Source organism: Acetobacteraceae bacterium, from assembly GCA_004843345.1.
In the GTDB taxonomy this organism is placed as follows: domain Bacteria; phylum Pseudomonadota; class Alphaproteobacteria; order Acetobacterales; family Acetobacteraceae.
This window is the reverse complement of the sequence record CP039460.1, coordinates 1,535,001-1,559,219: the sequence shown is the minus strand read 5'-3', so window position 1 is coordinate 1,559,219 and position 24,219 is coordinate 1,535,001. Positions and strand designations below refer to the sequence as shown.

Annotated in this window: 19 protein-coding genes and 2 rRNA genes (1 of these 21 cut by a window edge); 14 read left to right on the top strand and 7 right to left on the bottom strand. The window is 42.1% G+C overall.

The genetic code is table 11. The features are described from left to right. Nucleotides 1-43: 43 nt before the first annotated feature. From ribF to FAI40_07575, 3 genes are all read right to left on the bottom strand, one after another. Nucleotides 44-1,009: a riboflavin biosynthesis protein RibF gene (ribF, locus tag FAI40_07585; protein QCE35785.1), complete on the bottom strand. Its 966-nt coding sequence runs from the start codon at nt 1,007-1,009 to the stop codon at nt 44-46. A 71-nt stretch (nt 1,010-1,080) separates the two neighbouring features. Then, entirely contained in the window at nt 1,081-1,332 is a 252-nt protein-coding gene (locus tag FAI40_07580) for a twin-arginine translocase TatA/TatE family subunit (protein QCE35200.1), read from the bottom strand. 131 nt (nt 1,333-1,463) lie between these two features. Continuing rightward, nucleotides 1,464-2,099 carry a regulatory protein RecX gene (locus FAI40_07575; GenBank protein ID QCE35199.1) on the bottom strand — a complete coding sequence of 212 codons (636 nt, stop codon included), beginning with the start codon at nt 2,097-2,099 and terminating at the stop codon, nt 1,464-1,466. Between the two features lie 128 nt (nt 2,100-2,227). Between FAI40_07575 and FAI40_07570 the strand changes: the two genes are divergently transcribed. The 13 genes from FAI40_07570 (at nt 2,228) to FAI40_07510 (ending at nt 17,795) form a co-directional block, all read left to right on the top strand. After that, the gene (locus FAI40_07570) at nt 2,228-3,409 is read left to right on the top strand and encodes an aspartate aminotransferase family protein (protein QCE35198.1); all 1,182 of its coding nucleotides are present in this window, start codon (nt 2,228-2,230) and stop codon (nt 3,407-3,409) included. A 31-nt stretch (nt 3,410-3,440) separates the two neighbouring features. Further along, nucleotides 3,441-4,421, top strand: a complete 981-nt coding sequence (locus tag FAI40_07565) for an Hsp33 family molecular chaperone HslO (GenBank protein ID QCE35197.1) — start codon at nt 3,441-3,443, stop codon at nt 4,419-4,421. Beyond that, nucleotides 4,418-5,047 (top strand): hypothetical protein, encoded by a 630-nt coding sequence (locus FAI40_07560; protein ID QCE35196.1) that lies wholly within the window; start codon nt 4,418-4,420, stop codon nt 5,045-5,047. Before FAI40_07565 ends, FAI40_07560 begins: the two co-directional genes overlap by 4 nt. Continuing rightward, nucleotides 5,044-5,793: a gluconate 2-dehydrogenase subunit 3 family protein gene (locus tag FAI40_07555; protein QCE35195.1), complete on the top strand. Its 750-nt coding sequence runs from the start codon at nt 5,044-5,046 to the stop codon at nt 5,791-5,793. The genes FAI40_07560 and FAI40_07555 overlap by 4 nt, the downstream gene beginning before the upstream one ends. Next, nucleotides 5,790-7,598, top strand: coding sequence for a GMC family oxidoreductase (locus tag FAI40_07550; GenBank protein QCE35194.1), 1,809 nt, complete (start codon nt 5,790-5,792; stop codon nt 7,596-7,598). Before FAI40_07555 ends, FAI40_07550 begins: the two co-directional genes overlap by 4 nt. A gap of 4 nt (nt 7,599-7,602) precedes the next feature. Then, on the top strand, nt 7,603-8,919 hold the full coding sequence (locus tag FAI40_07545; protein ID QCE35193.1) for a cytochrome c: 1,317 nt from the start codon (nt 7,603-7,605) through the stop codon (nt 8,917-8,919). Between the two features lie 148 nt (nt 8,920-9,067). Next, complete coding sequence (locus FAI40_07540) at nt 9,068-9,787, top strand: hypothetical protein (protein QCE35192.1); 720 nt, start codon at nt 9,068-9,070, stop codon at nt 9,785-9,787. Nucleotides 9,788-9,874: 87 nt separating this feature from the next. Beyond that, a complete protein-coding gene (locus FAI40_07535; protein QCE35191.1) occupies nt 9,875-12,118 on the top strand; it encodes a hypothetical protein in 2,244 nt (747 codons plus the stop codon). 143 nt (nt 12,119-12,261) lie between these two features. Next, nucleotides 12,262-13,842 (top strand): D-alanine--poly(phosphoribitol) ligase, encoded by a 1,581-nt coding sequence (locus tag FAI40_07530; protein QCE35190.1) that lies wholly within the window; start codon nt 12,262-12,264, stop codon nt 13,840-13,842. Nucleotides 13,843-13,868: 26 nt separating this feature from the next. Then, nucleotides 13,869-14,117: an acyl carrier protein gene (locus tag FAI40_07525; protein ID QCE35189.1), complete on the top strand. Its 249-nt coding sequence runs from the start codon at nt 13,869-13,871 to the stop codon at nt 14,115-14,117. Next, the gene (locus FAI40_07520) at nt 14,117-15,505 is read left to right on the top strand and encodes an MBOAT family protein (protein ID QCE35188.1); all 1,389 of its coding nucleotides are present in this window, start codon (nt 14,117-14,119) and stop codon (nt 15,503-15,505) included. Before FAI40_07525 ends, FAI40_07520 begins: the two co-directional genes overlap by 1 nt. 10 nt (nt 15,506-15,515) lie before the next feature. Further along, a complete protein-coding gene (locus FAI40_07515; protein ID QCE35187.1) occupies nt 15,516-16,622 on the top strand; it encodes a hypothetical protein in 1,107 nt (368 codons plus the stop codon). 69 nt (nt 16,623-16,691) lie between these two features. Beyond that, nucleotides 16,692-17,795 carry a hypothetical protein gene (locus FAI40_07510; protein QCE35186.1) on the top strand — a complete coding sequence of 368 codons (1,104 nt, stop codon included), beginning with the start codon at nt 16,692-16,694 and terminating at the stop codon, nt 17,793-17,795. A gap of 6 nt (nt 17,796-17,801) precedes the next feature. On the opposite strand, the gene FAI40_07505 is transcribed toward FAI40_07510, so the two are convergent. Continuing rightward, nucleotides 17,802-18,662: a hypothetical protein gene (locus FAI40_07505; GenBank protein QCE35185.1), complete on the bottom strand. Its 861-nt coding sequence runs from the start codon at nt 18,660-18,662 to the stop codon at nt 17,802-17,804. A gap of 109 nt (nt 18,663-18,771) precedes the next feature. Here FAI40_07505 and FAI40_07500 point away from each other — a divergent pair, with 109 nt between their 5' ends. Further along, nucleotides 18,772-19,461, top strand: a complete 690-nt coding sequence (locus tag FAI40_07500; GenBank protein QCE35184.1) for an SDR family NAD(P)-dependent oxidoreductase — start codon at nt 18,772-18,774, stop codon at nt 19,459-19,461. A gap of 71 nt (nt 19,462-19,532) precedes the next feature. On the opposite strand, the gene katG is transcribed toward FAI40_07500, so the two are convergent. The 3 genes from katG to FAI40_07485 form a co-directional block, all read right to left on the bottom strand. Beyond that, on the bottom strand, nt 19,533-21,815 hold the full coding sequence (katG, locus tag FAI40_07495; protein QCE35784.1) for a catalase/peroxidase HPI: 2,283 nt from the start codon (nt 21,813-21,815) through the stop codon (nt 19,533-19,535). Nucleotides 21,816-22,058: 243 nt separating this feature from the next. Then, nucleotides 22,059-22,173: ribosomal RNA gene (gene rrf / locus FAI40_07490) — 5S ribosomal RNA — on the bottom strand. A gap of 103 nt (nt 22,174-22,276) precedes the next feature. Continuing rightward, nucleotides 22,277-24,219 (bottom strand): 23S ribosomal RNA (locus tag FAI40_07485) (it continues 786 nt past the right edge of the window).

Here is a 24,219-nt window from a genome sequence, read left to right as displayed (position 1 = left end):
AGAAACTTAAAGTTTTAATGAGTAAGATATTTTAAAGGAAAAGTTAAAAAAGAGAAATACGCTCAGCATTCCCCTCTGCAAACCAAGACTGTGCCGCCAAGGCATCTGCGTTGATTTGTTCCGTCAGAACCGTTAAATTTTCAAAGCGCTTTTCCTCTCTCAAATGACTGAGAAGAAAAATATCAATCATACGACCGTACAAATCGCCTGAAAAATCGAATAAATGCGCTTCTATACGACTTTGAATTTTATCATCAATGGTTGGGCGCCGACCAATATTGGCTATCCCATGATAAACATTCCCTGCACCGTCTCCACCATCCTGAGGCAACTTAATGGCGCAGACATAAGCGCCCCTTGCTGGCTCAATATAATTACCAAGCGCCACATTTGCCGTTGGAAAGCCGAGTAAACGCCCCCTTTTATCCCCATGCAACACCTTCCCAGAAAGCCGCCAGGGGCGTCCTAAAAAATGCATTGCTCTCTCTGGATAACCTTCTTGTAAAGCTTTTCTTATACGGGTCGAGGAAATAGGCCCTTCGGCATCATCACGTGGTTCGACATCCGTTAAACCAATTTGTGCCTTCCCCAAAAGCTGCGCAAGCAAAGCGACATTGCCAAGACGACGATGCCCGAAAGAAAAATCTACTCCACAGCCAACATGCTTAACCCCTAAAGAGTTAATCAGTACTTCTTCAACAAAAATTTCTGGAGAAAAATTGGCAAATTCCTGATTGAAAGCGATCTCAAAAACATGCTCAACCCCGAAATGGGCCAAATAATTTGCACGCTCCTTCCCTGTATTCACCAACTGAAAAGGCGGATCCTGAGGGCGGAAAAATGCTTTTGGATGCGGCGCAAACGTAACCACTCCCAAAGGGGCTGAGGGACAGGCTCTCGAGAGCTTTTGCAATAAATACTGGTGCCCAAGATGCACACCATCAAAATTACCTAAAGCAACAGCACAGCCCTTGGCCTGTGCTGGAATTAAACGCCAATCCTTATACAGGGCAGGAAATTTTGTGCCCAAAACAAATCCTTTAATTCAAATGCTAATGACCGAGACGAACAACGGACGCTTTAATCCTTACGAGACTGTTCTGCCGGTGCTGCTGTGCGAGAAGAAGCCATAGAAACATCTTGGCCGTCTTTATGGGCAATTGAAGCGGACGCTTTAGAATCTGGCTCATCTTCTTCAGCCATACTCTTCTTAAAGGTCTTTAACCCTTTAGCCAAATCGCCCATCATGCTGCTAATTTTGCCACTTCCGCCAAATAGAATAAGGACAATAACGCCCAGAATAATCCAATGCGTGATGCTCATAGATCCCATAGAACCAACCTCTTGCCGGGGGATAGAATTTCATTCTCAAAACAATCCCCAAAATAATAAATTTCAGTCCTAAATTATATAGGTATAATTGCAGAAGATACTAGCCTTTAATTTTAATAGAAGAAACCACTCTATTCTTCAAAATAAGGAAGCGCCTCCTCCAAAGGCATTTTCAAAACTCTCATCGCAATCTCCCTGCCAAATCCTGCTCTGGCAAAAATACCGAGCTCTTTAGAAAATTTTTGCATTTCTGCGTATTCATCTATCATCCCTTCACCCTCTTCTCTTTCTTCTTGAAACGGACCAATTTTTCGTTTTTTTGCCAATCGAAGGGCAGCTTCAACCTCCAGCGCTTCTGCTTTTTCTGATCCAGCTTCCCCAAGCCCTTCCTCAATAGCCTCTTCCAAAAGATCCGAACCAATACCTTTTGCGGATAATTTTGCAACAATAAGCCGCCGTGATTTTCGGCCTGCGCTATGGCGCACTTTAGAGCGCCCAAACTCTAAATCATTGATCGCACCTAAGGAAACCATCTCCAAAAGTAGGTGCGGTATATGCACTTTTGCATTTTCTTGGATTTCATAAATAGCTGACTCTGGCAAACCCGCCTTTTGAGCTTTAAAGCCCCAGCGCATAATTTTTCGCTCTAACATTTGTGCAGCTTTTTGCTTTGTCGTCGAAAAACGTGCCGTGTAAGCCAGCAAAGCTTCTTTTAGATAAAAACGATCTAGCGTTGGAAGCAAAGATTGTTTCGGTGTTTTTGACATAATCTACTCAATACCTGCTTTTCAAAACCACTTAATTTTTTAAAATACTGATTTCTAAGACATTATAGTGTATTTTGCTTTTAAACAGCAGATATGCTCCAAGCATTTTACTTTTATAATGTGACTTTATGACGCGCCATTCTTCTTTTCTAACGCCAAATTATAACCGTTTTCCAATCGCCTTCACACATGGAAAAGGCGTCTGGCTTTATGAAAAATCTGGTGAAAAATATTTAGATTTTGGTGCGGGCATTGCCGTCTCTTCTTTGGGGCATTCACACCCTGAACTTGTTAAAAATCTTACTGAACAACTTCACAAGCTCATACACGTCTCAAACTTATATCAAATTCCAGAGAGTGAAGAGGTTGCAGAACATCTCGTAAAACATTCTTTTGCGGATTATGTGCTTTTCGCAAATTCCGGCACAGAAGCCAATGAGGCACTCGTTAAACTTATCCGCCGTGCACAATATATGTCAGACCACCCCGAACGCCGTGCCATTATTAGCTTTAATCATGCTTTCCATGGCCGGACACTTGCCATGCTCTCTGCAACAGGAAACCCTAAATATCAGGAAGGGTTTGGGCCTATGCCCAGCGAATTCCGCCACGCTGTCTTTAACAATATTGATTCTATTTATCCTCTTCTTGACGGAAAGGTTGCCGGCATTCTTGTCGAGCCGATTCAAGGGGAAAGTGGCATTAATGTTCCCGACACTGCATTCCTTCAGAAATTACGAGACATTTGCAGTGAAAATGGTATTTTTCTAGGGTTTGACGAAGTCCAAACAGGCGTTGGACGCAGCGGACACCTCTTTGCCCATGAGCAATTTAATGTCACCCCTGATGTCCTCAGTCTTGCTAAGGGTCTCGGTGGCGGTATTCCCATTGGGGCGGTATTGGTTAAAAAAGAACTTGGCGAGCATTTGACAGCTGGAACACATGGCTCAACCTTTGCGGGAAATCCTTTCGCCTGCATCGCTGCAAAAACAGTTTTAGAAGAAATTCTAGCCCCAAGTTTCTTACCAAAAGTTCAAAAGACAAGCTTATCCTTTCATAAAATGCTCCAGAAATTAGTCCAAGACTATCCAGAAGTTTTTACAGAAGTGCGCGGTATCGGTCTAATAAAGGGTCTGCGCTGTGCACCGCCTGTTTCAGAAGTGGCAAAAATGTGCTTGCGCCACAAATTTTTAGCCGTTCCAGCGGGCGATAATGTCCTGCGTTTGCTCCCTCCTCTGATTGTAACCGAGGAAGAATGTAAAATAGCCATTGAAAAACTCTCACAAGTCGCCTTAGTATTAAAATATTGATTCTTTGTGCTTATTAAAAACGTTGCCGCTTATGTTTTCCTCTTCGTCTATCTCTCTCAATACAAAAGAATCTGGTTCTGGACGTCCAAGAGAAGTCCCTAACCTTACAGAAGAAAAAGCTGTTCTTCCCTTTTTTCTGAGGAATGCACCTGTCAGGGGACGCTTTATCCGTCTTGGCGATTTGGGAAATGCGCTTCTTTCCCGTCATAAAGAGGCAGATTCCGCAGCTCTTTTTCTTATGGGAAAAATGGCAGCGCTGACGGCTGGGCTTGCTACTGCTTTAAAATTTGAAGGTAATTTCACTGTTCAAACCAAGGGTGACGGCCTTCTCTCTATGATGGCAAGTGATTGCTCCAGCGAGGGAGCGTTGCGTGTTACCTTGCAAAAAAATGAAGAAAACAAAGAGACTCCTTCTAAAGATGCCGAAGCTGGAAAACTTCTAGGATCAGGGTATCTCGCCTTTACAGTTCAAGAAAAACATGCCCCCCAGCCTCAACAGGGTATTGTTAAAATGGAAGGCAGCGAAACAGAAACGCTCGCCCATTTAGCAGAACGCTATTTCAAAGATAGTGCGCAATATCCTTGCCATATTTTACTTTTTTCAGATTTAATCGAAGGAAAATACCAGTCTGCGGCGCTTATTTTAGAACGCTTGCCAGACGAGAGTCAGATAAGAGCCGTCAAAGATAGTTCTCTAAGTGGAGATAAAATTAAAGATTTATGGGAAACCGCCTGTACTCTGGCAGACACTCTAAAACAGGATGAGGCTCTGAACGCAACGGTGCCTTCTGAAGAAATTGTCTATCGGCTTTTCGGGAGCTTAGAAGTCATGGCAAGTGACTTCCGTTCCCTCTCTTTTGGATGCCGTTGCACCCGTCAGAAGATTGAAAATATGCTCAAAGGCTTTCAAGGAGAGGAGCAAAAAGAACTTATTCATGAAGGCAAGATTGAAGTTGACTGCCATTTTTGCAATATCCGCTTTTCCTTTCTCCCCGAAGAAATAATCCCATGAATATCCGTCTCTATAGAATCATGATGACCTGTGCGCTTTTCGTAGGGCTTGGGTTTTTCCTCTTAGATGCTGGCCGTGTCATCGCAGAAGTCTCACGTGCACATCACCGTCCCAACTATAATTTTCTACCTCGCCTTCATCTCAATGTTGCCTCTCTTCGGGTAATTGACGATGCCACACCATTACCCAAACATGAATCTCAGCAGATGGACTATACGCCAAACGAGCTTCTAAAAGACCTTGCCAGACAACGTTTTGCCTGTGAAGGGAAATCGGGAGAGGCTATTCTGAATATTCGGCAAGCAAGTCTTGTCCATCACCTCAATAATTATGACGGTAAAATTATCCTCTCCCTCACAATGGAGAACCCAGCTTTTGCAAAAACAGGAAATCTTTCGGCCGAAGTTTATCAGAAAGTAACCCCCAAGAAAGGGGAATCAGACAGTGATACGCTCTTACGTCTGACAAATCTTTTGGTAGAAGACGTCAACACCGAGATTGAAACCCAACTCCACCAAAAATTTTCGAATTGGCTCGTACAGTCAAATGAAGATTCTTCAATACATTCTGCCGCAGACACCTCCCAAAATGAGAAAAACTCAAATTCTGCAAGGACACCCCACTGAGCCAGCACCTTCTTTCCGACAATATTGTACCCTTTACACGCCGCAATTTTCTTTTCGGAAGCAGTAGCTGCATTGCTTTACTCTCCTTTACGGGGTGTACCAAGGGCAATGCTTACACACATGGCTCTCTCCTTTTTCAACCAGAAGAACGCCAGTTCCTTGAAATTGCCTCTCAACTGATTTTTCCAACAGAAGACCTGACGCACGATAAGAAAGGCCTCCATGTTGTTGATTATCTTGAACGTCAACTTGCAATGCCCTACGGCTTTGGAGAACGAACTTATCTCTCAGGACCTTTTGTACAGGGAGACCACGCTCTAGGATACCAGCTCCCGTATCCGCCTTATGATCTCTACAAAACCGCCTTAAGCAGACTTTTTGCTTGGATCAAAGACAACTTTCATGAAAAATCTTTTGTAAACCTTCCTTCAGAAACACAAATTCAGATTTTAGAAAATCTTGAAGATGACCAAATAAATCTTGGAGATATTCCAAGTTCGGTCTTTTTTACACAGCTAAGACAAAATGTTTTAGAAGGCGTTTTTTCTGATCCGCTTTATGGCGGAAATACAGAAATGAAAGGCTGGGAATATCTTGGATTTCCCGGGGCCCGCGCAGAATTTATGAAATGGATTAACCAACATGGTGCGCCCTATCCTTACAAACCTGTTGCAATCCCCCTTTCCTTTGAAAAAATGCAACGTTTTTGGCAACTCCAAGAAGAGAATGGCACGACTTCCTTATGACCGAGATTTCCGCCTCAAACTCGACACTTAAAGCGGATGTTGTCATTGTTGGCGCAGGCTGGGTTGGCGCGATTATGGCAAAAGAACTAACAGAGGCCGGCCTTTCTGTCATTGTTCTAGAACGTGGTCCAAAACGTAATACTGCCCTTGAAGGCGCTTATCCTGCAAGCATTGATGAATTAAGAGGAAATTTTCGCCATCACCTCTTTCAAGATTTATCCAAAAGTACTTTTACCATCCGCAACCACCTCTCCCAGCAAGCTCTGCCTTATCGGCGTGCTGGCGCTTTTTTATTAGGAACAGGCGTTGGCGGCGCTGGCCTTCATTGGGCTGGTTGTCATTTCAGGGTTATCCCAGAAGAGCTGCATTTAAAAACATATCTTGAAGAGCGCTACGGAAAACAAGCCTACCGAAATGGCCTTATTCCTCCAGATATGATTTTACAAAATTTTGGTGTTTCCTATACAGATTTAGAGCCTTTTTTTACAAAAGCAGAAAAAGTTTTTGGCACTTCTGGAGAAGCTTATACAGTTAAGGGAAAAATTGTCGGAAAAGGGAATATTTTCGCCCCAGATCGTTCTGAAAACTTTCCTCTGCCGGCCCTGCGAGAAACTTACTCAGGCGCACTTTTTCGGGAAGGCTGTCAAAAAGCAGGCTTCCACCCCTATACAATTCCTGCTGCTAACGCCTCAAAAGCCTATAAAAACCCTTATAAATGTGACATGGGGGCATGTAATTTCTGTGGCTATTGCGGTGGCTATAACTGTTATAATTATTCCAAGGCATCGCCTAATGTGAATATTTTTCCTGCCCTTTATCCTTCCCCTCTTTTCCATCTCATTGAACTTGCACATGTTCTGCACATTGACAAAAGCAAAGACAAAAAACGTGCGACAGGCGTCACTTTTGCAAACTTAAAAACAGGAAAAACACAAAAAGTTAAAGCTGAAATCGTCATTTTAGGTGCTTTTTCGATGAATAATGTTCATTTACTCCAACTCTCTAAAATTGGGGAAATCTACAATCCAAAAACAGGGAAAGGCACCGTCGGTAAAAATTTTCACTACCAATCTCTTTCCACCTCTCGGATTTTCCTTGATAAAGAAACACAAATCAATCAATTTGTCGGAGCTGGCGGCAGTGGTGTCGCCATTGATGATTTCACGCTCCCTCATTTAGATACCCAAAAATTAGGTTTCATTGGCGGAAGCGCCTTATGGGTAAACCAGTCAGGATTACGTCCTATTGGCGCTGCGGTGAACCATAAACCCCAAGCAAAACGCAACTGGGGTCATGGTTTTAAAGAAAGTCTCAAAGACATGTATCAACATTCCTTTGAAATTGACTCTCATGGAAACTCGCTCTCTTACAGGAATAATTGCCTTGATCTTGATCCAACATGGAAAAATGCTTACGGGCAGCCCCTGCTGCGCATGACATTCGACTGGCATTCGAATGATATTAAAATGAACCGCTATGTCACAGGCAAAATCCCACAAATTGCAAACCAGCTAAATGCCAGAAAATGGAAGCTAAACCATCTTTCCGCACCCTTTAATACTTCAGACTATAAAACAACCCATCTAGGAGGCGGAGCCGTTATGGGCGATAACCCGAATATCAGTGCCGTAAATCCCTATCTCCAAAGCTGGGAACTTCATAATCTTTTTGTAATTGGCGCAAGTGCGTTTCCTCATAGCATCACTTATAATCCAACAGGTCTCGTTGCGGCTTTAGCCTATTGGTCTGCAAAAGCAATAAAAGAAACCTACTTAAAAAAACCTGACCCTCTCTGTCGGGATTGATCAGATGAAACGCTTTATCTTTCCAATAGCTTGTTTCTTTGCGTTAGCGACCTTCACCTTTTCTGTCCAAGCAGGCTTGGCCTCTCAACTCAAAACACAAATTGAATCTGGAAGATATAGCGCTCTTTTAGCCGATTGCGCTGCATGCCATACGCTCAAAGATAAGCCCGAATATTCTGGCGGACTTGCCTTTGCCATTCCAACGGGACTTATCTACGCTACCAATATCACGCCCGATTTAACCTATGGTATTGGCACTTACACCGAACAGGAATTTTCAAAAGCCGTTCGTGAAGGTGTCCGCAAGGATGGGAAATCTCTTTATCCAGCGATGCCATATCCCTCTTATGCGCATCTAAGTGATAAAGAAATCCATAATCTCTATCTCTATTTTCAAAAAGCAGTTGCCCCTGTTCATCAACCGGCTCCAAAAGAAAAAATCTTTTGGCTCGTTAATGTTCGCTGGCCTTTAACAATATGGCGTTATTTCTTTGCGCCAAGTGCTGAAAAAGCAAAAGCAGAGAGTACGCCGCAGGCCAAAGATTCCCTGATAAAACGGGGGGCTTACCTTGCTGAAGGGGCTGGGCATTGCGGTGCTTGCCATACCCCCAGAGGAAATGCACTTCAAGAACAAACACTCGAAGAAGAGACCAGCCACCTTTTCCTTTCAGGGGGACAAAATATGGAAGGCTGGAATGCGCCAAATCTTCGGCAAGATTCAAATTCCGGCCTCAAAGACTGGACACAGAAAGATTTAGAACGCTTCTTAAAAACAGGAAAATCTACAAAAAGCCATGTTTTTGGATCTATGACCGAAGTGATTCAAAAAAGCACTTCCTATTGGAAAGATGAGGATATTAAAGCGATTTCTGCCTTTTTACTTTCTCTTCCACCCATCAACGATAAAGAAAATGATTGGGCCATCCGTGAAGAAGGAATCCAAAAACAGCATCGTCAATTTTCACGGGGGGAGCAAATTTATATCGATCGTTGCGCTTCTTGCCATGGCAGTGACGGTCAAGGCTATGGCTTATCCTTTCCCCCGCTTAAAAAGAACCCAATCGTAACCTCATCCAACACAGCCTCTCTCATTCATCTCCTTGAAAACGGCGGTAGTACCCCTATTATTCCCTCTATTTCCCCCTCTTCTTTTACGATGCCTGGTTTTTCTGAAATGCTTTCAGATATCCAAATTTCGGAAGTCCTTACCTATATCCGATCCGCATGGGGAAACCATGCAAAGCCTGTCTCTGTGCGAAAGGTCCGAAAAATCCGCAGAAATATTCAAAAAGAAGTCCTTCCAGCAGCCCCTTTAAATTAAAGGGGGAATGGATTAGAAATAGATAATCAGACCTGAGAAAACCAAGATGAGGGTTTCTTTAGGAAGTTATAGAATTGTTTTGCCTCCCTTCTCTTAAAACCTATTTCATGCACAGATAACTCTGACTTAAAAACGCAAAGGAAAAGATATGAAATATTCAAGAAAGTTTCCTGCCCTCCTTGGAGCTAGTTTTTTTGTTCTCACTTTAACAGCAACTTCTTTGGGAACGGTTCATGCTGACCCAACCTCCACCCCACCTGTGCCAAAAAACCAGAACAAAGCAGCGACAAGTGGCAGTGCGCCAACCGAACCTGATTCAGCGCAACAGCAAGGGCTAAACTCATCAGGGAATGCGGCAACGCCAACCGTTCCCCTTAACAACAATCCACCTGAAGATAAAAATAGCGCCTTAAAGGCCTTGAAAGATGTTGATCTCAAAATTGGGAACTGGATGGGATTTGAAAAGAAAGATGACGCTGGTGAAATCGTCTCTGTCTGTGGCGCTATGAATCATGAAAACAGCCCTTTTAGAATCATGTTCCGTTCTGCAAAAACAGGTCTCGAAATTGATGCCATGAACACAACATGGAATCTCCCCCCAAATATTACGGGAGAAACAACCTTTTCTGTCGGGAATTACCGGACAACGCTTTCAATGTCGCAAAAAAACAAAATGACCTTAGAGGCCACCGTTACACCGCAACAACTCACCCCTCTTTTAGATGCTCTTGAAACCTCGAGAAAAGCTATTCTGACTTTTGGTGCGGGGCGTCGATATGTTGTAACGCTGAATGGGGCGGACAAAGTGCTTCAAAACTTCCGTGACTGCACCCTTTCACATAGTTTTGCAGATATTGGCGGATACTGAATCTTTAATTTTTCTACAGCCCTCTAGGATATTTTTTTATATCTTTCTAAGATACTCCATGAAATAAATTTATGGGGATAAAGAGCGATGAGATTGTTACTCATTTTAAGAGGCGCTCCGGGCTGTGGAAAATCAACTTGGATCCATGAAACAGGTTTAGAACCCTATACAATCTCAACAGATCAGCTCAGGTTAAAATTTGGGAACCCGACTTTTCTCTCTGATGGCAGCTTAACGATCAATCAATCCTACAATCGGCAAATTTTTAATCGTATGGAAATCCTTATACGAGAAAGATTTCGCCGAGGGGATACGACGATTATCGATTCAACAGGGGTTGGACGCGCTATCGGCACATGGGAAAATCTTGCCTTAAAATACGGCTATGAAACGTTTATCGTCGATTTTGATCCAACCTTAGAGCAATGCCTTGCCTTTAACGAAAAACGTAAAAGAAGCATTCAGTATGTTTCCCCAGGAATTGTCTCAAATATCTGGCAATCCCTCCAAGAAGCAAAAGAAAAAGTTTCTAAGCGTCTCAAAATATTTTCTCCCAATCTGTTTGATATGAATCAAACTTTTTCTATAAAATCCAAAATTTTGGACTCATATGACGAGATTATCACAATTGGAGATATTCATGGCTGTTCTAAACATTTAAAAAAACTCCTTCCAAACGGTTTCGAGCCGAATAAATTTTATATCTTTGTTGGGGACTATATTGACCGTGGCTACGACAACAAAGGCACAATGGATTTTCTCTGGGAAAATGCCTTCCAGGAAAACCTTTTAAAACCAAATATTATCCTTCTTGCAGGAAATCATGAGCGCCATCTCAGGGCTTGGAATAACCAAGAAGAAATAAGAAGCAAAGAGTTTACAGAAAAAACCCTCCCTGAATTACTTCAGGCGGGCTGGGAGCCAAAAAAATCTAAATTTAAAATTTTTCTGCGTGCCCTGCGTTCCTATTTTGCATATCAATTTCATGGAAAAGAGGTTTTTGTTTCTCATGGCGGCCTGCCTGTCCCCTTTCGGGAGATTTGGAAAATTTCTGCCAATGAGTGTGAAAAAGGCTGGTCGGATTATAACACAGATATCGATCGTATTTTTTCAGAAAATGTCGGAAAAGAGTCAAAATTTTACCAAATTCATGGACATCGGAACAAACAGAATGCGCCGATCCTTGCAGGACACCATTCTTTTAATCTCGAAGGCAAAGTCGAATTTGACGGGGCTTTACGCTCTATCCATCATAGGAAAGAAGGCTTTCTTCCCAAAGAGACCTTTATTGACTATGACGTAAAGAAAAAAATCTATGCTGAAGTCATGATACCCCAAGAGATAAGACAACTTTTCAGCGCTACAAAAATAACCTTTCCAAAATCTTTTCTTGAGACAACGAAAGCCCATGATGGAATCCAAATCAACCATCAAAAAGGCTGGGAAAATATAATTTCAATCAGCTTTAAGCGGCACATCTTCCATAAAGGTGGCTGGGATAATACGACGCTCAAGGCAAGAGGTCTGTTTTTTAATGAAAAAAATGGAACAATCGCAGCACGATCCTATGATAAATTTTTCAACATTGGGGAAGTCCTGCCTTTAGAGGAAATCGCTGATAAATTTGCCTACCCCATTACAACCCGCTTAAAAGAAAATGGCTTTTTAGGCATTACGGGTTATGATGAAGGCTATCTTCTCGCCTCTTCTAAAAACTATTTAACGGGTCCGTTTGCAGAACTCTTTCAGGCACAAATCTCGCAAACCCTTGGCGAAAAACTCTATTCGCTCAATAAAAATTTTGGCGTTTCATGTATCTTTGAAGTTATTGACCCTGCCAATGACCCCCATATTATTTCCTATCCCTCCAAAAAGCTTATCCTTTTAGATGTCATCTACCGAAATCTTGAATTTAAAAAACTCCCCTATGACCACCTCAAAAAAGTGGCTGAATGGCTGGAAGTTGAGCTTGCGCCTCTAAAGGCAATTTTACCAAACAAGGAAACCTTTCTCTCCTTTTTAAAAGAAAAGGAAAACGAAGAATCTGAAGGCTATGTCTTCGAAGATCAGCGTGGCTTTATGGTAAAATCAAAATCGCCCTATTATTATGTTTGGAAAGCTCTCCGCAGCACATTAAGCAATCTCCTTAGAGGAAATGATAAACATTTTCCCAAAGGCGTTGAGCGTCTTTTCCGCAAGCATCCTCTCTATTTTAATGCGCACAAACAGGAAGAACTTAGAGCCTTCTTTAATCGCCTCCTCACCGCTTCAGAAGAAGATTTACGAAAAGACATCGTAAGCCTGAGAAAAGAATTCTTGGAAAAACAATGAGAAAGTCTTCATAAAATTCTACTTTTACTCTATGAAGAAAAAGACCTCTTCTAAATAAAGATGAAACTTATTTTTCAGAAAAATTTTTTAAAACTCTTTATCTTCCAAGCGTTTAAATTCTTAAATTTATTGTGGACTCAGGAATGACAAAAAATCTTGCGACTTATATTGATGATTTTGCTAAAAAATCTCCCAATAGCTCGGCGATTGTTAATCCTGAAGGTGTTTCGCTTTCTTATCAGGTTTTAAGAGATCGAAGTGCTGCTTTTGCCGCCCTTCTCTCGAAAAATAATGTCAACCGGTTGGCCCTTTTGGCCGACCGAACCCTTTCTGCCTATATCGGGGTTATTGCCACAGCCTGGCAAGGAATTGCTTATGTTCCCCTGAGCCTAAAAGCGCCTGTTACCCGTCTGTCTGAACAGCTTATCGCTTCAAAAAGCACCGCCCTGTTAATTGATGAAAACGGCTTAAAACTGCTCACTGATGAATTTATAGAGAATTTTCCTTCTCTTTTATTTGCTGGTGATGAAAAAACTCTGCACTCCTTGCAGACATTGGGGTTAAATGCCACACTTATTCCAACAATAGCAGCAAAAGAAATCGCCTCTCCAAAAACCCTTTCTGGAAAAGAAGAAGCTTATATTATTTTCACCTCTGGCTCTTCAGGATCCCCTAAAGGTGTCCTCCTCTCAACAAAGGCAAGGGCTACGTACACCGAAAACATAAATACACGCCATCATTTTTCATCAGAAGACAGGGTAGCCCAGCCTGTAGACCTCTCTTGGGACGTTTCTGTGGGTAATTATACTGTTTGTTTTTCAAATGGTGCGACGCTTTATTTACTTTCTGCAAAAACAGTTTTCACACCTTTGCGTTTTATCCAAGAAAATGAAATTACGGTATGGCATTCTGTGCCAAATGTCGCCGATATTTTACTCGAACGCGGTCTTCTAAAAGAAAATACATTTCCAAAGCTTAAATGGACAGATTTCAGCGGTGCGCCTTTGTTCCCCAAAACAGCAAAAGCATGGCAAAAAGCTGCTCCCAATACACGCCTTGTTAATAGTTACGGCCCAACAGAAATGACCGTAGATTGCCTCGATTATGAACTTCCCCCTCATTTTAAGGGAGAAATTGTCCCTATCGGCACCGTTTTTCCAAAAACCGCAACTCTCATCCTTAAAGAAGACGGGAAAATCGCAGAAAAAGAAGAGGCTGGCGAACTCTTACTTTCTGGTGCCCAACAAGCAGATGGCTATCTAGATGATAAAGAAAAAACCGAGGCCGCTTTCGTTTGGCGTGAAGATCAAGGCAAAATGCGCAGATGGTATCGGACAGGTGATCTTGTTTCTCAAAATGAAGATGGCGTGTTCTTTTTCAAAGGGCGGATTGACCACCAGTTAAAAGTCTTAGGATACCGGGTGGAAACAGAGGAAATTGAAACGCATCTGCGCAAAATGCTTAATCTCGAACAAGTCATTGTAAGTGGCTATCCTTTCAATGAATCCTCTGTCGATGATTTGATCTGCTTCTTCGTATTGCCACCAAAAGCGGTAAAAGAGAAATATACGTCTGAAATCCTCTTTGAAATCTTGAGTAAAAATTTGCCCATCTATATGATCCCTCGCTATTACTATCTTCTAGATTCACTGCCACGCTTGGATAACGGCAAACTTAATCGAAAAGCCCTTCCTCACTATATGACAGACGATAATGAAGTCTAACCTCAAAGTTTATTTAAGGAATAATCATGGCAGATGCAGATATTAAGGCCATTAAAGAACGGCTAACAGGTGTATTTCGAAAAGTCTTTAAAAATCCTAATCTTAATATTACAGAAGAAATGTCCGCAGATGATGTCAAGGACTGGGATTCTTTAACACATATTGCCCTCATTATCGGCACTGAAAAAGAATTCTCTATCAAATTAAAAACCCGAGAAGTCCGTGGCATGAACAATGTTGGTGACTTAATTAGGCTTATTACTCAAAAACTCTAATGGATTTTACGTCTCTTCCTTTTTACCTTGCGCTTGTGCCAATGGCAGTTGCCTTTTATTTTGTGCCTGCCCGTTTTCGGCTTTTGCTCTTGGTTATTTTTTCCTTGGGATTTTATGCGCTTGCACAGCTTTCTTATGTGCCTTTGCTCTTAATCTCAACTGCATTGATCTATTTTTGCGGCCTTAAAATCGCAAGCCACGAGGAAGACCATAAGAAAGACATTTTTCTTTGGCTGGGTGTGGGCACAGTTTTGGCAATGCTTATTGCCTTTAAAGCTCTGGGCGCTTGGCATGGCTTTTTATTGCCTCTGGGTATTTCCTATTATTCCTTTAAACTCATTTCGTACCTTGTTGAAGTTTATTGGGACGATGAATCTGTCGAAAAAGATTTTCTCTATCTCCTTGCTTATGCGTCTTTTTTTCCGCAAATTGTCAGCGGTCCAATACAGCGCGCTTATGACTTTTTACCGCAACTTCGGGAAGTCGTTGTCCGAAAAGCTGACCCCGAACAAATTGAACACGGATTCCGCCTTATTTTAGGCGGCCTAATGTTAAAGCTTCTTATTGGAGATCGGCTTTCTCGCTTTATCGATACAATTGATAAAACGCCTCAAGATTATAATTTCTCTATCCTCTGCCTTCTAACGGCCTGCTATACTTTGCAACTTTATGCAGATTTTGCGGGCTATACCAATATAGCCCTAGGGGTTGGGAAAATCTTTGGCATTGATGGACCTAAAAACTTTAATGCTCCCTTTGCTGCGCCAAATATTCAACAAATGTGGCAGCGCTGGCATATGAGCTTAACCTCTTGGCTGACAGACTATCTTTTTACCCCTCTAAATATGGCCTTGCGCAACTTAGGAAAAGTTGGGCTCAGTATTGCTGTTGCTGCAAATATGATTCTGATTGGAATATGGCACGGTTTTTTCCTCGATTACCTGCTTTATGGTGCACTTCATGCTTTCTTCATCCTTGTCACGCTTTTCACAAAAAAATGGCGTGACTTTTTATTCGGCACAGGAAAAATCCTTAACGCCATTCGAATGACTCTTGGGATCATTTTCACCTTCATTCTTATGAGTTTTTCACAGATTTTTTTCTATTTAGGAGATTGGAAGACCACATTATTCCATCTCAAACTTCTCTCTGGTTACACCCCAAGAGGAACTTTTTCTGTCGCCGACGTTAATTCTATGATTCTCATACAATCAACTCTTTGTATGATCATCGCTTTTTATGTCGGTGCGGGTGCTCCTGGATTTAAACCTATTCAAAGAAAAATCGACTCCTTCTTTCCAAATTGGTTGCAATACGGTTTTTGTCTTTTACTTCTATCAGCCCTCTCTATAGATAAAGCTGTTAAATTTATTTACGGACAATTTTAAGAGGGAGAAAATGAAAAAACTTAATATCAAATCTCCATTTGCCCTCTTATGTCTAAGTGTCATTGCCTTTTTTGCACTCGATATTTTAATTTTCAGATCAGGCTTTTATGCGAGTTATCTTTCCGATCCCGGTGGTATGACAGCACCTATTAAAATAAAATACGCGAAAGAGCACGAAAATACAAAAAATCCCCTCATTCTCATTCCTAGCGCTTCATTAATGAAAGCTGGGTTCCGATTGAATGATTTTGAAAAAGCAAATCCAGAAGCGCCTTTTACAATTATTCCTCTCTTTCTCTCGGGGTCTGCGGCCTACACACATTACCATCTTTTAAAAACTATTGATCCGACCCATAATAGGTATCACACAATTATCCTTCCTTCGGAATCTTACAAAATACTTTCAAATTTCGATCCAGGGGATGACACAGAATATGAAGAAGCTCTTGAAATCATTTCCTTCATAAAACCTCAAGAATGTCCAGCTTTTTTAAAAACCTATAAGGGGTCTGAACTTTTTTATAAGCTCAGTATGGCCTGTATTTTTGCCAATCGCACTTATATTAACGATTTGGATCGCTTTATTCCAAGCCGCCGCTTTTCTCAAAACCTTCATTCAGATGATGAAAACTATCATAAGCTTTACGCAGGAACATCAGATACCCATACTATTTTAGGCGTCAAACTTGGTCCCAATAATGAAATTATTTATTGTCCCTTAGGTGCTTTTTGCGAAACACATCTCAGACAAAGCACCCCCCTTCTTCCTGAAGTTCAAAAAGAAGTCTTGAGTAAAAAAATTCTAGCCTATGAAAAAACTTGGCTGACAAAAATTCTCGAGCTTTATAAAGATTCTTCAACCCAGCTTGTCTTTATTCAAATGCCGCGAGCCTTCTATAATGATAGTCGCAAACCGCTTTCTACTGCGCCTGATTTAAAGAATATTTTGCCAAAACAGCATAATGTCCATTTTATAGATGAGCATTATTTTGATCAGCTTAATGACTTTCAATATATGAAAGATTATCAGCATTTAAATAAACAAGGCAGTGAAGTTTTTACCAAAAGGCTTACTTCACTCCTCTATCAATGTGTGCAAGAGAAGCCCATATCTTGAAAACGGTAAAGCGCTTATAAAAGTGTATCGTGCAAAGATTTGTCTAGAAACAGCACAAAGGAGGGGAAAGTGAGTAGATTTAATGCAAAATCCCCTCTTATCCTCTTATCTTTAAGCCTTCTTGCCTTTTTCTCACTTGATAATTTTATTTTTAGATCTGGATTTTACGATACCTATCTTGCAGATTCCTACACAGGAACAGTACGCTTAAAAATAAAATATGCTCTCAAGCATGTCTCTTCTCAAAAACAAAATATCTTTATCCCAAGCGCTTCGCTAATGAAGGCTGGATTAAGACTTCAAGATCTTGAAACCAACAATCCTAATGCCCCTTTTCAGGTTATTCCGCTGTTACTCTCTGGAACAAAAGCCTATACTCAATATCACTTGCTCAAAGAGATAGATCCATATCGCAATAAATTTCAATTTATTATCATTCCTTTAGAATCCTATAAAACGCTTGCCTCTTTTGACCCTAGAGATGACACAGAATACGAAGAAGGCTTGGAAATAGCCTCATTTCTTCGGATAAAAGAATGGTTCTCCTTTTTAAAAGAACACCCAAACAGGCAAGTCCAGTATAAACTTACTCAGGCCTGTCTCTTCTCTGCTCGTCCTTATATTAACGATTTAGAAAGATTTATTCCGAGCCAAAGACTTAGAAATAATCTAAGAACAGATGAAGAAAAGTACCAATATTTCTATAAAGGGTCTGCTGTTTCAAAATCTATTTCAGGCCTGCAAATTGGTTCGCAGAATGAAATTCTTTCCTGCCCTTTTGGAAAAAGTTTCTGCCATCAAGTCCTAAAATATGATGTCCCCCCTTTAAGCATTGAAAAAAAGCAAGAAGAGAGTGAAAAGGTTCTCGCATATGAAAAAACGTGGCTCGGGAAAACAATCTCTTTATATAAAAATACACCAACGAAACTTATCTTTTTGCAAATGCCCCATGCTTTTTACGAGACAGATAGATTACCTTTACCAAATGCCGCAGATATAAGAGAGCAGCTTCCCCAACAGGATAATGTTCAATTTATCGATGAAAACTATTTTGAAAGTCTAAACCACTTTGAGTATATGCAAGATAGTCAGCATCTCAATGAAGCTGGCAGCAAAATTTTCACAGAGAAACTGACCGAACTCTTTTACCAACTAACACAAAATAATAAATAAAAATGACTAAAATGCGCTTTCCTCTAAAATCATCGCCAATCTGACTGCGGCTCTTTTTAATTGAAGATGAATATCTTTTTGAGCCTGATGCACATAAATTTCATCTAAAACATAAAGTCCATCTTTATGTGCCTTTGGCAAAGCAGCATAACCATCTCTTGCGCCTAATTTATAAGCTTCTCGTGACCAGTCCCAAACACTTCCTTTTTGCCAAGACTGTATCTCCTTCGGCGTTATTTCAGCAATCAATTTTTGCTCTAAATCTACCCGCCCTAGCCACTCTAATACGATAAAATTTGTATCCCAATAGGTATGAAGGCTTGAAGCAAAATTTGTTGGCACAAGCTGCCCAGAGACAACAGCAAATTTTTGTGTTCCACCACGATCCTTGTCGCTAATGGCATGTAATGGCTGATGCATATCACCAACCAAATGAATTATAAACTGAAGGGCAAAGAGCTTCTTCTCTAAAGAAGCGTTCTGATCTTTTAAAATTTTTCTAAAATATTCAATGCGGTTTAAAACACAACCACCTTTCTCCGCACTTTCAATCGGAGGACAGGCGGATAAGACGTTGGGATGTTTCCAGTCATTATTAACATAGTGCCATGGCAATGTCTCTGGATGCAGTGGCCAATAAGAATCTGGGAAGCTAGCCTCACCTTCTAAAGAGGTCGGAACAAGTAAACTTTTATCTTCTTTCAAAAGCGCTTTAATTTTTGCTTGTTTCGCTTCTGGCAAACAATGCATTGCTAGCTCAGCAACAATTGCATGCCCCTCGGCTCCCCAAGCAAAACTCTTTTGTGGCATCAACAAAAGACAGAAAAAAAAGAAGCTCAAGAATTTTATATGCGATAAACGACGCATTTCTTTATCTCCAAAAGAAGAAAAGCATATTTCAAAAGTACCCTTTCAAAATAGAAAGCGTTAGATTTAAAATATCACGTCCCTTTCTAAGATGTAATAAGGATGGAAAATGAGCACTAAAAATATTCTAATTGTTGGAACGTCCCGTGGCCTCGGTCTCGCTATGGTCGAAGAATTTCTTAAAAAAGGGTGGCATGTCATTGCTACCATTCGAGGAAATATCATCCCACTCTCTCTAAAAAAGCTCACAGAAAAATACCCTTCAAATCTTCAAATTGAAGAGGTTGATCTCAATAAAGCCAATCAAGTTGCTGATCTTAGAAAAAAACTTGAAGGCCAAAAACTCGATATTCTTTTCGTCAATGCTGGCATTATGCCAGACCGAACAGCAAGATTGAGCGAGATTAGCGATGAAGACTTTAATCATGCAATGCTCAATAATGCCTTAAATCCTATACGTTTGTTAGACAAATTTGAATCTCTCGTTCTTCCAAAAGGGATCATTGGCGTTATGACGACACGCATGGCTTCCATTGAGGAGAATACTTCTGGAGGACTTCATCTTTACCGGAGCAGTAAAACAGCTCTCAATCAGCTCATGCGGAACTTTTCACATGAATATCCAAAACGTGCTTGCGTTCTCATGCATCCTGGCTGGGTCAGAACAGATATGGGCGGCCCATATGCAAATTTCAGTATCGAAGAATCTGTTATTCCCATGGTCAAAACACTTATCAGTTTAGAAGGAAAAACAGGGCTGCAATTTTTGAATTACAAAGGAGATAAGCTGCCTTGGTAATGAACCAAGCAAAAGCTTAAAAAAATAGCGGGGCAAAAGCCCCACTATCTCTCTTAGATCAAAAAATGATCTTATTTTTTAGCATCAAGAAGATCAAAACGATCCAACATCATAACTTTATCCCATGCTGCGACAAAATCATGAACGAGACGCTCTTTACCGTCCTCACTTGCATAAACTTCCGCCAAAGAACGCAACTCAGAGTTAGAACCAAAAATCAAATCTGTTCTTGATCCTCTCCATTTTACCTTATTTGTCTTGCAATCCACGCCTTCAAACAATTCTTGCTCTTTGGAAGTTGCTTTCCAGTCTGTCCCCATATCAAGCAAATTCACAAAGAAATCATTGGTTAAAGCACCAGGATTCTTGGTGAGAACACCAACATCTGATCCGTCGTAATTAATATTAATGACCTTTAAACCAGCCATCAGCGCTGTCATTTCTGGTGCGCTAAGAGTTAATTTCTGAGCCGTATCAATCAAGAATTTTTCTGCAAGAGGAGCATATCCCGCCTCTTTATAGTTTCTAAAACCATCTGCAAGAGGTTTTAAAGAATTGATATTCTTGATATCTGTCTTTTCTTGGGTCGCATCCACACGTCCAGGTGTAAATGGAACAGTGATATCAAAACCAGCTGCTTTCGCCGCTTTTTCAACACCAACATTACCTGCCAAAACAATGATATCTGCGAGAGATACCTGTTTACCACCTGAATTAAAATCAGAACGGACCTTCTTTAAAGCATCCAAAACCTTCGCAAGTTGCTTCGGATTATTCACTTCCCAATCTTTTTGAGGTGCTAAAGCGATACGTGCACCATTTGCACCACCTCTTTTATCTCCACCTCTAAAAGTCGCAGCAGAAGCCCAAGCCGTTCCAACAAGTTCAGAAACATTTAAACCTGTTTCCGAAATTTTCTGCTTAAGTGCTTTAATCTCAGAATCACCAATTGGCTTATTGTTCGCCTTTGGTAGTGGATCCTGCCATAAAAATTCAGCGTCTGGAACTTCAGGACCGACATAACGGGAGCGAGGTCCAAAATCACGATGCAAAAGTTTAAACCACGCATGCGCAAATGCCTCTGCAAACGCTTGTGGATTTTCTAAGAAATGACGAGAAATTTTCTCATAAACAGGATCAACACGCAATGCAACATCTGTCACAAGCATTGTTGGTTTATGTTTTTTACTCTTATCATGTGCATCCGGAATGATTTCTTCTGCATCTTTTGCTTCAAACTGAACATGTCCAGCTGGGCTTTTGACTTTTACCCATTCATATTTGAAAAGGTTTTCAAAGAAAAAATTACTCCACTGTGCTGGCGTTTGAGTCCATGTCACCTCAAGGCCGCTGCTAATCGTATCGCCACCATGGCCTGTGCCGTAATTGCTAATCCAGCCAAGACCTTGAGCTGCCAAATCATTTGCTTCTGGAGCAGGACCTTGGTGAGATTGAGGCGCTGCACCATGTGTTTTACCAAAGGTATGACCACCAGCAATAATGGCAACAATTTCTTCTTCACTCCAGCCCATACGGCCAAAAACGTGACGAATAAACTGTGCAGCCTCAAGAGGATCACCTCTGCCTTCAGGCCCCTCTGGATTGACATAAATCAATCCCATTTCAGAAGCCCCCAAAGGCTCTTCAAATTTCTTTAAAGGACGATGTGCAAGCCATTCTTTTTCGTAACCCCAGTTTACGTCCTCATCAGGCTCCCAGACATCTTCACGTCCACCAGAGAAACCAAGTGTTCTAAAGCCCATATTTTCTAGAGCCACGTTCCCAGTCATGAGAATCAAATCTGCCCAAGAAATTTTCTGTCCATATTTCTGTTTAACCGGCCATAGAAGACGACGTGCTTTATCTAAGTTCACATTATCTGGCCAACTATTAAGAGGTGCAAAACGTTGTTGCCCTCTTCCACCGCCGCCACGGCCATCATCAAGACGATATGTTCCCGCAGAGTGCCAAGCCATACGAATAAAGAAAGGGCCATAATTACCAAAATCGGCAGGCCACCAATCTTGAGAATCCGTCATCAAGGCGCGAAGATCACGTTTAAGCCCTTCATAATCAATTGATTTAAAGGCCTCACGGTAATCAAATTTTTCACCAAGCGGATTGGATCTCTCTGAATGCTTATTCAACAAATCCACACGCAAACGGTATGGCCACCAATCACTGTTCTCTGTACCTTCACCTGCAACGGCGTACGGTGTACCCGATCCAGAAAAAGGACATCCTTTAGAAAGAGGTGCCTTTTCAGCATCTGGTTTTTTAGGAGCTTCTGCAGAAGCCTTTGGAGCGGCGCTAACCTTGGAAGCAAGAAATCCTGCTGCTCCAACGCCACCCATCATCATAAAAGCCTTACGGCGATTCATTTCAGTCATATAACATTCCTTAATTTGCTATACTATTAGGAACCTTACTTTCTCGTTCCAGATATTCTAACAGAATCTACTTTAGCCAAATGATAAGTAATGGACAAGAACTAAAGGTCTACTTGTGCTAGCTCCCCCTTAATTCTTTTTTTGCAAAGCAAACCCCCCACTTGCGTTAATTGAGTGGGGGGTTTGTTTTAAGAGATGTGCCTTAGTAGCGGGGGGCGACCTACTTTTCCGCGTCTTGAGACGAAGTATCATTGGCGCTGAGGGGTTTAACCATCGAGTTCGGGATGGGATCGGGTTTGGGACCCTCGCCATAACCCCCCGCCGCTGAGGCACATCTGATAGGGATTGTTATAGAAGAGAAGTAAGATTGAAGAAGTTATTAAGAGATGCGTTTGGTTTGTATTGAATACAAAGCTGGAGAGGTCTGGGGGATTAGTATCTGTAAGCTTCATCCATTGCTGGACTTTCACACCAGACCTATTAACGTTGTGGTCTTCAACGCCCCAAAAAGACCTTATCTTAAGGCTGGTTTCCCGCTTAGATGCTTTCAGCGGTTATCCATTCCGAACTTGGCTACCCAGCCATGCCACTGGCGTGACAACTGGTGCACCAGAGGTTCGTTCATTCCGGTCCTCTCGTACTAGGAACAAATCCTTTCAAGTCTTAACGCCCACGGCAGATAGGGACCGAACTGTCTCACGACGTTCTAAACCCAGCTCACGTACCACTTTAATCGGCGAACAGCCGAACCCTTGGGACCTGCTTCAGCCCCGGGATGTGATGAGCCGACATCGAGGTGCCAAACCTCCCCGTCGATGTGAACTCTTGGGGGAGATCAGCCTGTTATCCCTAGAGTACCTTTTATCCGTTGAGCGATGGCCCTTCCACAAGGAACCACCGGATCACTATGGCCGACTTTCGTCTCTGCTCGAGCTGTCACTCTCACAGTCAGGCAGGCTTATGCCATTGCACTCAAAATCCGATTTCCAACCGGACTGAGCCTACCATCGCGCGCCTCCGTTACATTTTGGGAGGCGACCGCCCCAGTCAAACTGCCCACCATGCAGGGTCCTGGCCCGTGCTAAACAGGCTCAGTTAGACAACAGAAACATTCAGGGTGGTATTTCAACAGTGACTCCCTTAAAGCTGGCGCCCTAAGTTCATTGTCTCCCACCTATCCTACACAAAATCTTCCTGGTGCCACTGCAAAGCTGCAGTAAAGGTTCATAGGGTCTTTCCGTCTGACCGCGGGTACCCCGCATCTTCACGGGGAATTCAATTTCGCTGAGTCGATGCTGGAGACAGCGGGGAAGTCGTTACGCCATTCGTGCAGGTCGGAACTTACCCGACAAGGAATTTCGCTACCTTAGGACCGTTATAGTTACGGCCGCCGTTTACCGGGGCTTCAATTCAATGCGCTAACATCTCCTCTTAACCTTCCGGCACCGGGCAGGCGTCAGGCCCTATACGTCATTTCTCAATTTCGCAGAGCCCTGTGTTTTTACTAAACAGTCGCTACCCCCTGGTCTGTGCCACCACCTTAAGGTTTCCCTTAAAATGGCCTTGCTTCTTCCGAAGTTACGCAAGCATTTTGCCTAGTTCCTTCAGCATCGTTCTCTCAAGCGCCTTGGTATGCTCTACCTGTCCACCTGTGTCGGTTTAGAGTACGGTCTATACGCTAGAGCTATTTCCTGGAATCCTCAAAAAGCCTATTCAATCCATTAAGAATAAACAACATTTCAGATCCGTCACTTCTAGCAGGCTCAGGAATATTAACCTGATTCCCATCGATTACGGCTTTCGCCCTCACCTTAGGGGCCGGCTCACCCTGCGCGGATTAACCTGGCGCAGGAAACCTTGGACTTTCGGCGAAAGTGTCTCTCACACTTTTTATCGCTACTCATGTCAGCATTCGCACTTCCAATACCTCCAATAGATCTCACAATCTACCTTCATCAGCCTATGGAACGCTCCGCTACCACGTATATGACCATGATAAATCATATACATCCGCGTCTTCGGTACACAACTTTAGCCCCGTTACATTTTCGGCGCAGGAACTCTTATTTAGACCAGTGAGCTATTACGCTTTCTTTAAAGGATGGCTGCTTCTAAGCCAACCTCCTGGCTGTCCTGGAGTTCCCACTTCCTTTCACACTTAGTTGCGATTTGGGGACCTTAGACGGCGGTCAGGGCTGTTTCCCTCTCCACAATGGACCTTAGCACCCACTGTGTGTCTGCTATGCTCTACTTAAAGGCATTCGAAGTTTGATTGAGTTTGGTAAGACGGTGAGTCCCCCTAGCTCATTCAGTGCTCTACCTCCTCTAGTAATACATAACGCTCTACCTCAATAGATTTCGCGGAGAA

Excerpts from the sequence above, each read along its gene's own strand:
- FAI40_07580 (QCE35200.1), bottom strand. The coding sequence starts at position 1,332 with ATGGGATCTATGAGCATCACGCATTGGATTATTCTGGGCGTTATTGTC.
- FAI40_07575 (QCE35199.1), bottom strand. The coding sequence starts at position 2,099 with ATGTCAAAAACACCGAAACAATCTTTGCTTCCAACGCTAGATCGTTTT.
- FAI40_07570 (QCE35198.1), top strand. The coding sequence starts at position 2,228 with ATGACGCGCCATTCTTCTTTTCTAACGCCAAATTATAACCGTTTTCCA.
- FAI40_07565 (QCE35197.1), top strand. The coding sequence starts at position 3,441 with ATGTTTTCCTCTTCGTCTATCTCTCTCAATACAAAAGAATCTGGTTCT.
- FAI40_07560 (QCE35196.1), top strand. The coding sequence starts at position 4,418 with ATGAATATCCGTCTCTATAGAATCATGATGACCTGTGCGCTTTTCGTA.
- FAI40_07550 (QCE35194.1), top strand. The coding sequence starts at position 5,790 with ATGACCGAGATTTCCGCCTCAAACTCGACACTTAAAGCGGATGTTGTC.
- FAI40_07545 (QCE35193.1), top strand. The coding sequence starts at position 7,603 with ATGAAACGCTTTATCTTTCCAATAGCTTGTTTCTTTGCGTTAGCGACC.
- FAI40_07540 (QCE35192.1), top strand. The coding sequence starts at position 9,068 with ATGAAATATTCAAGAAAGTTTCCTGCCCTCCTTGGAGCTAGTTTTTTT.
- FAI40_07535 (QCE35191.1), top strand. The coding sequence starts at position 9,875 with ATGAGATTGTTACTCATTTTAAGAGGCGCTCCGGGCTGTGGAAAATCA.
- FAI40_07530 (QCE35190.1), top strand. The coding sequence starts at position 12,262 with ATGACAAAAAATCTTGCGACTTATATTGATGATTTTGCTAAAAAATCT.
- FAI40_07525 (QCE35189.1), top strand. The coding sequence starts at position 13,869 with ATGGCAGATGCAGATATTAAGGCCATTAAAGAACGGCTAACAGGTGTA.
- FAI40_07520 (QCE35188.1), top strand. The coding sequence starts at position 14,117 with ATGGATTTTACGTCTCTTCCTTTTTACCTTGCGCTTGTGCCAATGGCA.
- FAI40_07515 (QCE35187.1), top strand. The coding sequence starts at position 15,516 with ATGAAAAAACTTAATATCAAATCTCCATTTGCCCTCTTATGTCTAAGT.
- FAI40_07505 (QCE35185.1), bottom strand. The coding sequence starts at position 18,662 with ATGCGTCGTTTATCGCATATAAAATTCTTGAGCTTCTTTTTTTTCTGT.
- FAI40_07500 (QCE35184.1), top strand. The coding sequence starts at position 18,772 with ATGAGCACTAAAAATATTCTAATTGTTGGAACGTCCCGTGGCCTCGGT.
- katG (QCE35784.1), bottom strand. The coding sequence starts at position 21,815 with ATGGGTGGCGTTGGAGCAGCAGGATTTCTTGCTTCCAAGGTTAGCGCC.